This window comes from Pseudomonas sp. LAMO17WK12:I1 (assembly GCF_900177315.1).
Classification (GTDB): Bacteria; Pseudomonadota; Gammaproteobacteria; order Pseudomonadales; family Pseudomonadaceae; genus Aquipseudomonas; species Aquipseudomonas marginalis.
Window position 1 is genome coordinate 32585 of sequence record NZ_FWZV01000025.1, and the last position, 12929, is coordinate 45513.

The window sequence follows — 12929 nt, forward strand, 5'->3', positions numbered from 1 at the left end:
GCGCTCCCTATAGCGGCAAGGCCGATTCGCGGCGCAACTTATCGCCGGCCGGGTTGATGGCTTCGCGCAGGAAACCGACACCGGTGCGCCGGTCCAGCCGGAACAGGGTATTGGTGACATACACGTCATCGCGCACACCGACCACTTCCACCACCTCGCTCACGCAACGACGGCCATCGGGCATGCGCGTCAGCTGGATCACCACATCCAGCGCGGCGCAGATCATCTGGCGCAGGGTTTTTTCCGCGATCACGCGGCCGGTCAGGCCCACCAGGGTTTCCAGGCGCAGCAACGCATCCTGGGCATTGTTGGCGTGCACGGTGCTCATGGAACCGTCGTGGCCGGTGTTCATGGCCGTCATTACGTCGAGCACTTCCACGCCACGGATTTCCCCCAGGATGATACGGTCCGGGCGCATCCGCAGGGCGTTGCGAATCAGGTCGCTGGACCTGACCTCACCGTGGCCCTCGGCATTGGGCGGGCGGGTTTCCAGGCGCACCACATGGGGATGCCCCAGTTGCAATTCGGCAACGTCTTCGATGGTCACCAGACGCTCGTGGGGATTGATCAACTGGCTGAGGATATTGAGCAACGTGGTCTTGCCGGTGCCGGTGCCGCCGCTGATGAGGATATTGCAGCGCCTGCCGACGGCTTCCTGGAAAAACTCGAAGATACTCTGGTCGATGGTCTGCATGGCAACCAGGTCGCTGCTCTTGAGCATGTCCTTGCGGAACTTGCGGATTGACAGGCATGGCCCATCCAGGGCAATCGGCGGGATGATCGCGTTGACCCGGCTACCGTCAGGCAAGCGTGCATCGACCATCGGCGAGGACTCGTCCAGGCGCCGGCCCAATGGCGCGAGGATGCGTTGCATCACGCGCTCCACGTGGTGGTCGTCGATAAAACGCAGGTCACTCTGATGCAGCAGGCCCTCACGTTCGATAAACACCCGGTGCGGCCCATTGACCAGGATTTCGGTGACCGATGGGTCGCGTAGCAGCACCTCCAGCGGGCCGAAACCGGTAAGTTCATCGACGATCTCTTCGGCCAGGCGTTCCATCTCATAGCGCGAGATCGCCAGGCGCATGCGCGTGATGTACTCGGACACCTTGTCGACGACAAATTGCGCCAGGGATTGGCGCGTGTCTTCAAGCAGGTTCTTACCCGACTCCTCGATAGCGTCGATGATGTAGCGATGCAACACCAGCTTCAAGCCATCGTGATCCGTGTTGCCGCCGCTGCGGGCCGGGCCGCCGAAGAGTTTCTCGCCGTTCATCGCACTGTCCCCAGGATGCGTTCGAACCAACGCATTGATGGTTTTTCCAAGCCCTCGGAGCGTTTCGCCAGGCGTTCGCCCAAGGTGCGCACGGCCTGGCTCAACGCTTCACGTGGGGCCAGGGCAAACAGGGTCTGGCCCTGGTTCTTTACGTTCAGGCGCAGTTCGGCGCTCAGCGGCAGCACGGCGATGCACTCAAGGCCGTAGCTTTTTTCCAGGGTGTCGGTGTCTGGTACGCAGGACTTGATGTAACGGTCGACCACCAGCCTGGCGTGGTCGAGTTTCATGCCTTTGTCGCGCCAGCGATTGAGCACCGCGAGGTTGCGGCGACAGTCCAGTACGTTCTGGTCGGTGCACCACAGCAGTTTGTCGCAGTGGCCGACAAAGGTGCGCAGTGCGTCGCTGTCCGGTTGCCCGGTAAGGTTCACGACGATGTGCTGGAAGTGCTGGCGCAATGCACTGAGCAGCATGTACAGCTCGGCGGCGCTGGTCAGTTTCAGCGGTTCGTCGCCGGTGGCATACGCCAGGATGCGCAGGCCATCCACGGTTGTGGTAAAGGCGCTGTTGATCAGCGTGGTATCGAGGCGGCGCAAATGCCGCAACGCGTCACCGAAGTTGAAGGTGCTCTCCAGCCCCAGCAGCGCCAGGCTGTCGCTGCGTGGCAGGCCCAGATCCAGCAGCAGGGTCTGCTGGCCGCTTTTTTGCACCACCAGGGCCAGGTGGGTCGCCAGCATCGCGCCGTCGGCGTTGCTTTGGGTGCCAAACAGAACGGTCAGGCCACCCAAATGCGCACTGGGGATGACGGTCGGCAGGCGCTTGCTCAAGCGGCGCACCAGGCCGGCCACTTCGCTGGAGCGTGAGCCGTAGGCGACGAAATCCCGGGCGCCGGCCCGCATGGCGTTGAGTACCAACTGGTTGTCCATGCCGTCGCCCAGGGCGACCACGGCGAGCATCGGCTTGGCCTCCAGGGCGCCTTCGATCAGCGCACTCTGGGCCACCAGGTTTTCACGGTCCAGGCCGATGAACACCAGGTTGGCAAAGGTCACGTCGACCAGCGCCAGCAGCTCGTCCAGGCTGCCGGTGCCAGCGCTCACGACTTGGCCAAGGGGTGCCAGGGCACCCTGCAGCCACTCCAGGTCGATGGTGTTGCGAGTGATGGCGAGGAACGTCTGGCTCAAGCTATCGCTCATTGGGAAAGTCCACTGCGGCGGTCGAAATTACCGTTTTCGAGGAAAAACAGGCGGTACCAGTTGGGGTCATAGTTGCGCAGTTTTTCGCCGGGCAAGGAAGGCAGCTGAGCGTTGGCCGCCAGCGGTTGCACCAGGTGCGGCGTGACGATCATCAGCAGCTCCTTTTCTTCGCGGCGGATATTGGTGTCGCGGAAAAACGCACCCAGGACCGGGATATCGCCCAACCCCGGAAACTTGCTGATGCTGGAGCGGTTGTTGGTGCTGATCAGGCCGCTGATCACAAAGCTTTCGCCATCGGCCAGGGACACGCTGGTGTCGGTGCGGCGTACGGTCAGGGCCGGCACCTGGATGCCCTGGATCTGTACGGCGTTGCTGTAGTCCAGCTCGCTGACCTCCGGCGCTACCTTGAGGGTGATGCGGTTGCGATCAATCACCGTCGGCGTGAGGGTCAGGCGAATGCCGAATTCCTTGTATTCGATGGAGATGGTGTCACTGCCGGCGCTGGGTACGGGTATAGGTACTTCACCGCCGGCCAGGAAGGTCGCGCTCTGGCCGCTCAGCGCTACCAGGCTGGGACGCGCCAGGGTGTAGGCAAAACCGCTGCTCTCGAGGGCGTTGATCATCGCTTTGACCCGACCGCCGCCAAAACCGACATTGAAAGACTCGGCACTCACCGGCAGTTTGAACACGCCTTCTGCCGGGGAGAGAAGGTTGGGGCTGCCGAGGAAAAAATTGTTGCCCAGCCCCAGGAACTGGGTGCTGGCTTCCTTGAGCTTGGTGCGGCTGACTTCTACAAAGCGTATATCCGTCTGCACCTGGCTGGGCAGCAATGGGTCTTCGGAGGGTGGCCGCGACAAACTGCTCAGTGCCGACGTGGCCTTGCCCCTGACGAACACCATGCTCTGGCGCGGCGCCTTGGTACAGGCAGTCCACACCATCAGGCTGGTAGCGCCGCTGGCGACGCCGGTCAGCAGGAATTGACGGTCGCCATTGACGCGCACATCCGCGATCTTCGGGTCGCCAATCGCCAGGCGGGTGATTGGCACCGGCGATTGCAGCTCCTGTTGTAAGCCTTCGCCTACCTCGACCACTGCAGGTAACTGGCCCATGGCGCTGCAATTGCCGGGTGCCGCCATGGTCATGGCGGCTGGCAGGCTTGTCAGCATCAAGGCCCAGGCAATTGGCGTGAACATGAGGGCGTAGCGATGGCTCATTCAAGGCATCCTTGCTCAATCACGGGGTTTGTTCAGTGGCCTGCGCGCCGCGAATCACCTCGACGCCCCGGCGTACAGCAGGTGCGCCGCTGATTTGCGCGACGCTTTTGGGCGGTCCCACAAGGGCAAGCTGGGTGAATTGGTAGAGGTCACGATTGGCATTGGCCAGTTTGTCCGAAGCGTCGTTTTCCCCGGCCCAGTACTGGCTGAGCAGTTGCTCCTCGGCACTGCGCACGGCCAGGCGCAAGGTACCGGCTTGCGACGCCAGCATCAGGCGGCTCAATAGAGGCTCCGGCACGGCTAGCACCACGGTGCGTGCAGCAGCGCGACGCTGGGCAGCCTGGGCGCGCTCCTCGGGCGTGGTGGCGGGCGGCACGGCCGGCAAGCCATCGTTGGCCAGGCCCAATTGGTCACCGACGCTGAGCAGGCGCAGGGCCGGAAGGACGATTTGTGCCGACTGCTCCGCGTTGCCAGCATCCTGGCGCAGGAACAGCAGCACATCCACATAGTCGCCGGGGCTCAGTTGGCCTGCCGCGCCGATCACCTCGTCGACGGCCACGGCCAATGCGCGCTCATCGGGACGAATCATGCGGGCAAGCGGGCCGCCGGCGCTGAAGCTTTCTTCGCTGAGCCAGGTACCTGCTCCCAGTGCGCGCAGTGGTTGGCGGCCGATAGCCTGGTCCAGCCGCGTCAGGCTGCCGGCCGGCACCGTGCGGAGTTTTTCCACGACCAGGTCGGCAGCGGTAAGTGCAACGAAGGCAGGGACGTCATGCGCCAGTACGACCACTGGTTGGCGGGTCTGGTCTTCGACGACAGCAGTGGGCTTTTCGGCAGAAATGACAGGTGTTGCGACGGGCTCCGGTTGGCGGCTCAACACCAGCCCCCAGTACCCTGCAATCAATGCCCCGATTAGCAGCACAGCGGCCAGGGCCATGCTGATGCGACTGTTCATGACGGCTCTCCCTTTCCCGTTGCACTACCTGTTCGTCAATCCAAACGAACTAATTCGCAACCTGGCTGTGATGAACATCTAACGATTTGGCTATTTGAAGGTAGCTCAGCCAGGACGAAACGCCATTTGTCACGGATAAAATTTTATTTGAACGCTATTTGCAGCCGGGTAGTCAGGCATGGGCCGACGACTAATACTTTGTGATTAATGAGTTCTTACAGTTGTGAGGCTGAGGTTTGTTGGCAATGCTCTAATTGCACGTCGCAAACATCGTGCTAGAGCCGTACTGGCTTTTAGTGGCGTATTAGGGAGAAGTCGTATGTTCCTTGACCTGATGTTGAAGTTATATGTTCAAACACAACTGTTCTTCAAACGCAAAGAGGCTGCTTCAGGTATTGAATACGCCATTATCGTGGCGCTGGTGGCCCTTGTCATTGTGGGTGCCGGAACCGGCCTGGGCACCAAGATAAGTGGAATTTTCACTTCGATCGCTACCAAGCTGCCAACGGCGACCTGACTGCCAAGTTGCAGCAGCTATTCTTCAATTACCCCATTCTTCCAGGTACGGCCATGAGCACATCTTCTTTGTCTCGCCAACAAATACTATTGGTGGACGACGAAGAGGATGCTCTGGTTGAGCTGGCCGAATCCCTCGAACACGAGGGCTTTGTCTGTTTTACCGCCACCTCCGTGACCTTCGCCTTGCAAGAATTGACACTGCATCCGGATATCGCCCTGGTCATTACCGACCTGCGCATGCCTGAGGAAAGCGGCATTTCCTTGATCAAGCGCCTGCGCGAACACACCTCGCGCTCGCACCTGCCGGTGATCGTGATGTCCGGCCATGCCGAGATGGATGACGTCAGCGACATGCTGCGCCTGCAGGTGCTGGACCTGTTCCGCAAGCCGATCTATCTGGTGCGCCTGATCGATACGCTCAACAACCTGTTTCCTCTCTCTCACTCCAGGTATTAAGCGCTCATTCACAGCTGATAAGTGAAGCTCAGCGTATACCGCGGCCGTCGGTCGAAGTTATCCCGCGCCACATCTGCCATCGGCTTGGCCGCTTCCACGGAAATGTTGTAGTACCTGGCGTCGCCAAAACGCAGGCCCAGGGCCGCCGATGACATATCGCTGCCCTTGACCGGCAGGTCGTTGAACCAGGCCCTGGCGCGGTCGAGCACCATATAGGGCTGCAGGATCCGCACCCACTCGCCAGCACGGTTGTAGCTGTAGTTGATCTCATACGCCACGCCCCAGCCTTTGTCGCCGGAGCCCTGGTCATCGGGGTAGCCACGGCCGAAATTCTGCCCGCCGAAGGTGGCACGCTCGCTGTCGGGCAGGTCGTGGTGGCTCCAGTAGAGTGCGCCGGAGAGTACACCTTGCCAGTTATCGAAGAGCCTGTTGCTCTGCACGCCGGAGAGGCGCAGGCGGAAGAAGTCGAGGTCCGGCTTGAGCCCGCCGAAGTCTGTGCGGGTCTTGGCGCCCATGCCGTTGATGCCTTGGTACACACCGGCGCTGAGGATGCGCAACTGGGTCGTGTCGGCCTTGCGCCAATCGCCTTCGAACGCCAGTGCGCGCAGGTCTGTTTGCAGCGCCAGGCGTTGCGGGAAACCTTCGAGCTTGTAGCGCGTAGTCTGGTCGACGGCATAGTAGCGCGCGCCCAGGTTCAATGACTCGTTGGGCGACGCGATCAGCGGGTGGCTGAAGCCGATGGCGTAGCGGTCGATTTCCTGGTGTGGCTTGAGCTCCAGGCCTTCGCCCAGTTGCAGGCTGGTGCGTGGGTCGGCGCGGTAGCGTTCACCCGCCAGCGTGAGCTGGGTGCCCTCGGCATTGATGAATTGGCTGTAGGCTGCGCGGTAGTAATGTTCTTTGTCGTCGCCGGGCGGGAAAAGGCCGCTGAGGCTCAGTTGTTCGCCCATGGAGGTCCAGGAGTTGCCGGTGCCGGTGAGCAGCGCCTGCGTACCGCCTCGGCTGGCCTCGTTGAGGCTCATGCTGGTGGTGAAGGGTTTGCGGCTGGCGGTGATGTGCATCGGCGTGCCGCCGTCGGTGGTGGCGGGCGGCGGTACCTGGGCCTGCAAGGTTACGCCCGGGATGGCGCTCATCAGTGTCGTGTAACGCTCGAACGTCTTACGGGTGAGTGGACGTTCGGCCTTGAGTTTTTCGGCGAGTTTGTCGACGTAGGACGAAACCGGGCCGATGTCGCCTTGCAGCTGGTAATCGCGGATATAGCCTTCGACCAGCACCACATGCACCAGACCGCCGTCGAAGCGCTGTTCCGGCAGGAACGCGTAGGACAGCAGGTAGCCATCTTCCTGGTAGCGGCGGGTGATGCTGCGGGTGGCTTCGATCAATTGCGCCAGGTTGGTCTCATGGCCGATCAGCGGTTCGAATGCCTGGGCGACGTCCTTGAGCGGGTAGACCGTGCCGCCGTCGATCTGCAGCTTTCGAATGGTCACCTTGGTGTCCATCAGCAACGGCTGCTCCGCGCTGGCAGCAGGGGCGGGCAGTCGGGTCTGCGGGAGCGCCGGTCGATAGGCGTCGGCGGGCAGGTTAGGCACGGGCAGGTTGCGGACGGTGTCGTTGCTATTCAGGAAACTGGGCAGGGGGCCGGCGTGGACGGAAGCACTGAGGGTGAGCAGTAACAATGGTGTCAAAGCGCGCATAGGACACTCCATGGTCAAAACTGCTGCAGCGTTTTGCAGGTTCCCGTCGGGCTCGAGGAGCGCGGTCTGGGTGTTTTCAGGGGGCGATCATTGACCCATGAAAAAAAGACGAGAGACTTAGCTGGTCTCTCGTCTCAACCAAGCGTAGGCGCTGTAGGTGAGGCCGTCTAATCGGCCAGGTGCAATCATTTTCTGCCGGTCAGGCCACCCAGCAGCCCGCCCAGGGCACCGCCATTCGTGCTGGTGCTGGCACCCGCGGAGCTCGTCACCGCCAGGCCGCCGCCGAGCAAACCACCACCGGTGTTGGGGCCGCCGCTGACCAATCCTCCGACCGAGGCCACGGTGCCACCCACTGCGTTGACGGTACCACCCAAGGCGTTGATGACCGGGTTGGCGTTGGTGCCGGTGATTTGGCTGCCCAGCCTGCTGACGGCGCCGCCGGCGTTGGTGGCCAGGCCGTTGATTGGAGTGCCCAGGGCGGTGGCATTGCCGACGTTTTGAGTGAGGCGGGTGACGCCACTGGTGACGGGGTTCAACGCGCCGCCGACCTGGCTGGTCAACGTGGCAATGGGGGCACCTGCGGCGGTGTTGGGGACGCCACTGCCGCCCAGAAGGGTGCCCAGGGATGCCACGGTAGTGCCCGCCTTCACGCCGGTGACGCCGGTGGCGCTGACCAGGCCGCTGCTACTGCCGGCATTGAGGCCGCTGCCGGCACCCGCTATCACGCCGCCGATGAGTTCCGCCAGGCCCGGTCTGCGGTTGCTGCCGCCACTGTTACCCGTGGCGTCGACATAGCCGCTGGCCTTGCCGACCACGGTACCCACGCCATTGAGCACGCCGCCCACGGCGCCGGTCGCCGGGTTGCCGCTGCCACCGGTGTCGGCGACTTGATTGCCCAGGCTATCGACGGTATCGCCGAGCTTTTGCAGCAGGCCGCCCACGGGGCTGTCCAGGCCGGTCGTGCTGCCGATTTTACCGGTGGTGCTTTCCACCAGCGACACCACAGGGACCAATACGTTTGCGCCAAGCGTATGGGTGGCCGAACCCAGCGGGCCGGTGGTGCTGGCGGTGCTGAGGGTGTCGCCGAGCATGGTCACGGCATTGCCGAGCTTGCCGACGACGTTGCCTGCCACCGGTGCCGCGCCGCTGACCACCGGCACGTGCCCCAGCAAGGTGGCGACGTTCTGGCCGGTGGCGGTCACGCCTGCACCGAGGTCGGAGACGCCGTCGGCCACGCCCGCGACGGTGTTGCCCAGTGCATTGCTGTCGGTACCCAGTGAACCGAGGCCATCCGACAGGCCGTCGCCGATGCTGCTGACGGCGTTGCCGGTGGCACGCACCAGGCTGCGCGTAGTTGCACCCACGATAGGCAGGCTGCCGAGGGTTGTGCCCAGGCTGCTGACGGTGCCGCCGAGGTCGGTCACGGTATCGCCGAGGGTGTCGGCCACGCTGGCCGTTACCAGGGTGCTGGTTGTGCCGGTACCGCCACCGTCTGTACCGCCACCACCGCTGCCGCCACCGCCAGCGGCAGTATCCGAGGAAGCAGAGCCCCCACTGTGATGTCCGCCGCCACCGCTGCTGCAACCGCCGAGTGTGAGTGCGATTGCCAGTGCCAGTGTGGTACTTGCTTTCCAGAACATGACTTGAGTCTTCATGATTGAGTTCCTTGCACCTGTACAACCTGAGTTGTCTCAAACGCTGGCTATTTCTGCGGATAGCGATGCGTTTGTCCGTGTGGCTATAACAGGCCCGGGCGCTCTTTCTCTCAATGCTCAACTTGGTATTAATGATTTATATACGGCTGGGTTGTACCGTTTAAGCGACTAATGCCAAAGGTATAGGACATGATGTTTCTGGCTGTATATATGTTTAAAATCAAAAACCTGCATATAAAAAGCGAGCCTGAAAAGGCCCGCTATCACTTAGGGTGTATATATACAATTTATCAGTCGCTTTTATGCAATGGGCTGCCATTTGCCCAGCATATGCTCGATGTCACCCGCGCCTTTCAATAAGAATTCGCCGCTGGAACCGGCGGCGCTGGCCAGTAGCCTGACGTCACTGGGCAGGCGCACGGGCTTCCTGAACTCCACGTCTATTTCGATATTGGCGGCAGGCAGGTGCTCGCCCAAGGCGGCGAGGGTGTGCGCCTTGTTCCATAGCCCGTGGGCGATGGCCTGGGGGAAACCGAACAGTTTGGCGGTCAGCGCACTGAGGTGGATCGGGTTGTAGTCTCCTGACACCCGTGCGTAGCGGCGACCGATGTCGGCGGGGGCTTTCCAGCGGGTCAGGTCGTTGACCTGGGTGGGACTCTGTGGCGCATTGTCCGTCGTTTCGCCTTGCAGTTTTACACCCCGGCACAGCATGCGGCTCTCGGCTTCCCAGAGCAGGCCGAGGGAATCTTCGACCGTGGTGACTACTTCAAAGGTTGCGCCCTTGGGGTGGGGCCTGAGGTTCTGCGTGTGCACGCCGATGGACAATTCGCTGACTCCGCCCAGTGGGCGATGGATGCGGATACGGTTACTCAGGTGAATCAATCCCAGCAGAGGGAAGGGAAACTTCTTATCGGTGAGCAACTGCATCTGAAGACCGAATGCCAGGATGTGCGGATAGGTCGCCGGCAGCATGGGGCTCTCGGTAAACCCGCAGACCTGGCGGTACGCCGCCACCTGCTTGGGGTCGACGCTTACCCGACAGCGCAGGCCTTGTTCGGGCAGCGTGTTGCCGGTGATCTTGCGCTTGAGCGCTGCCCGCCAATACAACGGTGGCAGAAACGGCGTACTGCCTAAGGTTTGCCAATCCATGCTTACGCTCCCAATAGACTTTGTCCACACACCCGCAGCGCTTGCCCGCTGACCGCACCGGAACCCGGCTGGCTCAGCCAGGCCACGGCTTCGGCGACGTCCTGCGGCAAACCGCCCTGGCCCAGGGAACTCATGCGCCGCCCGGCTTCACGCAGGGCAAAGGGAATATGCGCGGTCATCTGGGTTTCGATAAAGCCTGGGGCTACGGCGTTGATACTGATCCCGCGTTCTTCCAATAACGGCGCCCATGCCTGTACCAGGCCGATCAAGCCGGCCTTGCTCGCGGCATAGTTGGTCTGCCCACGGTTGCCGGCGATGCCGCTGATGGAGGCCAGCACCACCACACGGGCATTGTCGCGCAGGGTACCGCTGTCCAGCAGTGCCTTGGTCAGCACTTGCGGGGCATTGAGGTTGACCGCCAGCACCGCGTCCCAGTATTCCGGGGTCATGTTGGCCAGGGTCTTGTCACGGGTGATCCCGGCGTTGTGCACCAGGATGTCGAGGCCGTCGGGCAGGTGTTCGATCAACTGGCCGGCGGCGTCTTCGGCGCAGATATCCAGCACCACGGTGCGCGCACCCAGGCGTGCGGCCAGGGCCTCGAGGTCGGCCTTGGCCTGGGGCACGTCGAGCAGGATGACTTCGGCGCCGTCGCGGGCCAGGGTTTCGGCGATGGACGCGCCAATGCCACGGGCTGCGCCGGTGACCAATGCCTTGCGCCCGGCGAGGGGGCGAGTCCAGTCTTCGACGGGCGTGGCACAGGCCTTCAGGCGAATCACCTGGCCGGAGATATAGGCGCTTTTCGGTGAGAGGAAGAAGCGCAGCGCGCCTTCCAGTTGGTCTTCGGCACCGTCGCCGACGTAGAGCAATTGCAGCACGCCGCCGTTGCGCAGTTCCTTGGCCAGAGAACGGCTGAAACCTTCGAGGGCGCGCTGGGCGCTGGCGGCGAACGGGTCGCTGAGGCTTTCCGGCGCGCGGCCGAGGATCACCAGGTGTGCACTGTGATCCAGGTTTTTCAGCAACGGTTGGAAAAACTCACGCAGTTGCTTGAGCTGGTCGGTGTGTTGCAGGTCGCTGGCATCGAACACCACGGCCTTGAGCTTGGGGCCGTGGCCGGGAATCCAGGTCGAAGTGTCGGCGCCGTACGTGTAAATGGCGTCGGTGAGCCGGTTGGCAAATGCTTTCACGTTCGTTGCCAGCGCGCCACCACCCAGTAACAGCGCACCTTCCACCGGGCGCAGGCGCCCGGCTTGCCAGCGTTCCAGGCGTACCGGTGACGGCAGGCCAAGGGCGGCGACCAGGCGATGGCCGAGGCTTGAGTTGGCGAAGTCGATATAACGGTCAGACATGGAACGCTCTCCGAAGGCTGGGGTTCAAAGGGTTGACCATCCCAGGGTAGCAGTCGTTCGACTAGGCTCAGTTATCCAGACCACAACCGACAGGGAGCTTTCCATGACTCAATTGCGCCGTGTAGCGATCATTGGCGGTAACCGCATTCCTTTCGCCCGCTCCAATGGCCCTTACGCCACGGCGAGCAACCAGGCGATGCTGACCGCGGCCCTGGAGGGCCTGATCGAACGCTACAACCTGCACGGCCTGCGCATGGGTGAGGTGGCCGCCGGCGCGGTGCTCAAGCATTCCCGCGACTTCAACCTCACCCGTGAATGCGTGCTGGGTTCACGCCTGTCGCCGCAAACCCCGGCCTATGACATTCAGCAGGCGTGCGGCACGGGGCTCGAGGCGGCGTTGCTGGTGGCCAACAAGATCGCCCTGGGCCAGATCGAATGCGGGATTGCCGGGGGGGTGGATACCACCTCCGACGCGCCTATCGGCGTGAATGAAGGGCTGCGCAAGATCCTGCTGCAAGCCAATCGCAGCAAGTCCATGGCGGATAAATTAAAAGTCCTGTTACAACTTCGTCCCCAGCACCTCAGGCCTGAGCTGCCGCGTAACGGCGAGCCGCGCACCGGTTTGTCCATGGGCCAGCATTGCGAATTGATGGCACAGACCTGGCAGATTCCCCGTGCCGAGCAGGACCAACTCGCCCTCGAGAGTCACCAGAAAATGGCCGCTGCCTATGCCGAAGGCTGGCATAACGATCTGCTCACGCCGTTTCTGGGCCTGACCCGCGACAACAACCTGCGTCCCGACCTGAGCCTGGAGAAACTCGCCGCGCTCAAGCCCGCGTTCGAACGCAGCGAAAAAGGCACGCTCACGGCCGGCAATTCCACACCGCTCACCGACGGTGCATCCCTGGTGCTGTTGGGCAGCGAGGCGTGGGCCCAGGCGCGTGGTTTGCCGATCCTGGCGTACCTGCGCGATGGCGAAGCGGCGGCGGTGGATTTCGTCAACGGCGCCGAAGGCCTGCTGATGGCGCCGGTGTATGCGGTGCCCCGCTTGCTGGCGCGCAACGGCCTGACGCTGCAGGACTTTGATTACTACGAGATCCACGAAGCCTTCGCGGCCCAGGTGTTGTGCACGCTCAAGGCCTGGGAGGATGCGGATTATTGCAAGACGCGCCTCGGGCTGGACGCACCGTTAGGGGCCATCGATCGCAGCCGCCTGAACGTCAAGGGCAGTTCTCTGGCCGCCGGGCATCCGTTTGCCGCCACCGGTGGGCGCATTGTCGCCAACCTAGCCAAGTTGCTCGACGCGGCGGGCAAGGGGCGCGGGCTGATTTCGATCTGCGCCGCCGGCGGCCAGGGCGTGACGGCGATCATCGAACGGTGAATTCGCCGAAATTGGCATATTGGATGCATTCTTGAGTGGTCAGAGGTCGGTAGCCCCTCCCACCGGCGAGCCGATTGCCGTATAACGAGTGCCATACGCG

Annotated in this window: 12 protein-coding genes; 4 read left to right on the forward strand and 8 right to left on the reverse strand. The window is 62.5% G+C overall.

Annotated features, from left to right (window positions below):
• Nucleotides 1-7: 7 nt before the first annotated feature.
• From B9N88_RS31355 to cpaB, 4 genes are read right to left on the reverse strand one after another with little or no spacing between them, the layout of a single operon-like run.
• Complete coding sequence (locus tag B9N88_RS31355) at nucleotides 8-1276, reverse strand: CpaF family protein (RefSeq protein WP_027607972.1); 1269 nt, start codon at nucleotides 1274-1276, stop codon at nucleotides 8-10.
• On the reverse strand, nucleotides 1273-2466 hold the full coding sequence (locus tag B9N88_RS31360) for a pilus assembly protein (RefSeq protein WP_027607971.1): 1194 nt from the start codon (nucleotides 2464-2466) through the stop codon (nucleotides 1273-1275). The genes B9N88_RS31355 and B9N88_RS31360 overlap by 4 nt, the downstream gene beginning before the upstream one ends.
• The gene (locus B9N88_RS31365) at nucleotides 2463-3680 is read right to left on the reverse strand and encodes a type II and III secretion system protein family protein (protein ID WP_027607970.1); all 1218 of its coding nucleotides are present in this window, start codon (nucleotides 3678-3680) and stop codon (nucleotides 2463-2465) included. Before B9N88_RS31365 ends, B9N88_RS31360 begins: the two co-directional genes overlap by 4 nt.
• A 19-nt stretch (nucleotides 3681-3699) precedes the next feature.
• A complete protein-coding gene (gene cpaB, locus B9N88_RS31370; RefSeq protein WP_027607969.1) occupies nucleotides 3700-4632 on the reverse strand; it encodes a Flp pilus assembly protein CpaB in 933 nt (310 codons plus the stop codon).
• Between the two features lie 319 nt (nucleotides 4633-4951).
• On the opposite strand from cpaB, the gene B9N88_RS31375 reads away from it, so the two are divergent.
• Both B9N88_RS31375 and B9N88_RS31380 read left to right on the forward strand, forming a co-directional pair.
• Nucleotides 4952-5149: a Flp family type IVb pilin gene (locus B9N88_RS31375; RefSeq protein WP_027607968.1), complete on the forward strand. Its 198-nt coding sequence runs from the start codon at nucleotides 4952-4954 to the stop codon at nucleotides 5147-5149.
• Between the two features lie 53 nt (nucleotides 5150-5202).
• Complete coding sequence (locus B9N88_RS31380; RefSeq protein WP_027607967.1) at nucleotides 5203-5607, forward strand: response regulator; 405 nt, start codon at nucleotides 5203-5205, stop codon at nucleotides 5605-5607.
• A gap of 8 nt (nucleotides 5608-5615) precedes the next feature.
• Here B9N88_RS31380 and B9N88_RS31385 read toward each other — a convergent pair whose 3' ends face one another.
• Both B9N88_RS31385 and B9N88_RS31390 read right to left on the reverse strand, forming a co-directional pair.
• Entirely contained in the window at nucleotides 5616-7298 is a 1683-nt protein-coding gene (locus B9N88_RS31385) for a ShlB/FhaC/HecB family hemolysin secretion/activation protein (protein ID WP_027607966.1), read from the reverse strand.
• A 185-nt stretch (nucleotides 7299-7483) separates the two neighbouring features.
• Entirely contained in the window at nucleotides 7484-8953 is a 1470-nt protein-coding gene (locus B9N88_RS31390; protein WP_027607965.1) for a collagen-like triple helix repeat-containing protein, read from the reverse strand.
• On the opposite strand from B9N88_RS31390, the gene B9N88_RS32615 reads away from it, so the two are divergent.
• On the forward strand, nucleotides 8952-9125 hold the full coding sequence (locus B9N88_RS32615) for a hypothetical protein (protein ID WP_155954386.1): 174 nt from the start codon (nucleotides 8952-8954) through the stop codon (nucleotides 9123-9125). The genes B9N88_RS31390 and B9N88_RS32615 overlap by 2 nt on opposite strands.
• A 128-nt stretch (nucleotides 9126-9253) precedes the next feature.
• Here B9N88_RS32615 and B9N88_RS31395 read toward each other — a convergent pair whose 3' ends face one another.
• Nucleotides 9254-10102 carry a MaoC family dehydratase gene (locus B9N88_RS31395; protein ID WP_027607964.1) on the reverse strand — a complete coding sequence of 283 codons (849 nt, stop codon included), beginning with the start codon at nucleotides 10100-10102 and terminating at the stop codon, nucleotides 9254-9256.
• Between the two features lie 2 nt (nucleotides 10103-10104).
• Nucleotides 10105-11448, reverse strand: a complete 1344-nt coding sequence (locus tag B9N88_RS31400) for a 3-oxoacyl-ACP reductase (RefSeq protein WP_027607963.1) — start codon at nucleotides 11446-11448, stop codon at nucleotides 10105-10107.
• Between the two features lie 103 nt (nucleotides 11449-11551).
• On the opposite strand from B9N88_RS31400, the gene B9N88_RS31405 reads away from it, so the two are divergent.
• On the forward strand, nucleotides 11552-12829 hold the full coding sequence (locus B9N88_RS31405) for an acetyl-CoA C-acetyltransferase (RefSeq protein ID WP_027607962.1): 1278 nt from the start codon (nucleotides 11552-11554) through the stop codon (nucleotides 12827-12829).
• Nucleotides 12830-12929: the final 100 nt, after the last annotated feature.

Bases quoted from the DNA above. Each gene is read 5' to 3' on its own strand.
- B9N88_RS32615 (WP_155954386.1), top strand. From the start codon at position 8,952: ATGATTGAGTTCCTTGCACCTGTACAACCTGAGTTGTCTCAAACGCTG.
- B9N88_RS31375 (WP_027607968.1), top strand. From the start codon at position 4,952: ATGTTCCTTGACCTGATGTTGAAGTTATATGTTCAAACACAACTGTTC.
- B9N88_RS31380 (WP_027607967.1), top strand. From the start codon at position 5,203: ATGAGCACATCTTCTTTGTCTCGCCAACAAATACTATTGGTGGACGAC.
- B9N88_RS31395 (WP_027607964.1), bottom strand. From the start codon at position 10,102: ATGGATTGGCAAACCTTAGGCAGTACGCCGTTTCTGCCACCGTTGTAT.
- B9N88_RS31360 (WP_027607971.1), bottom strand. From the start codon at position 2,466: ATGAGCGATAGCTTGAGCCAGACGTTCCTCGCCATCACTCGCAACACC.
- B9N88_RS31385 (WP_027607966.1), bottom strand. From the start codon at position 7,298: ATGCGCGCTTTGACACCATTGTTACTGCTCACCCTCAGTGCTTCCGTC.
- B9N88_RS31405 (WP_027607962.1), top strand. From the start codon at position 11,552: ATGACTCAATTGCGCCGTGTAGCGATCATTGGCGGTAACCGCATTCCT.
- B9N88_RS31355 (WP_027607972.1), bottom strand. From the start codon at position 1,276: ATGAACGGCGAGAAACTCTTCGGCGGCCCGGCCCGCAGCGGCGGCAAC.
- B9N88_RS31365 (WP_027607970.1), bottom strand. From the start codon at position 3,680: ATGAGCCATCGCTACGCCCTCATGTTCACGCCAATTGCCTGGGCCTTG.
- B9N88_RS31400 (WP_027607963.1), bottom strand. From the start codon at position 11,448: ATGTCTGACCGTTATATCGACTTCGCCAACTCAAGCCTCGGCCATCGC.
- B9N88_RS31390 (WP_027607965.1), bottom strand. From the start codon at position 8,953: ATGAAGACTCAAGTCATGTTCTGGAAAGCAAGTACCACACTGGCACTG.
- cpaB (WP_027607969.1), bottom strand. From the start codon at position 4,632: ATGAACAGTCGCATCAGCATGGCCCTGGCCGCTGTGCTGCTAATCGGG.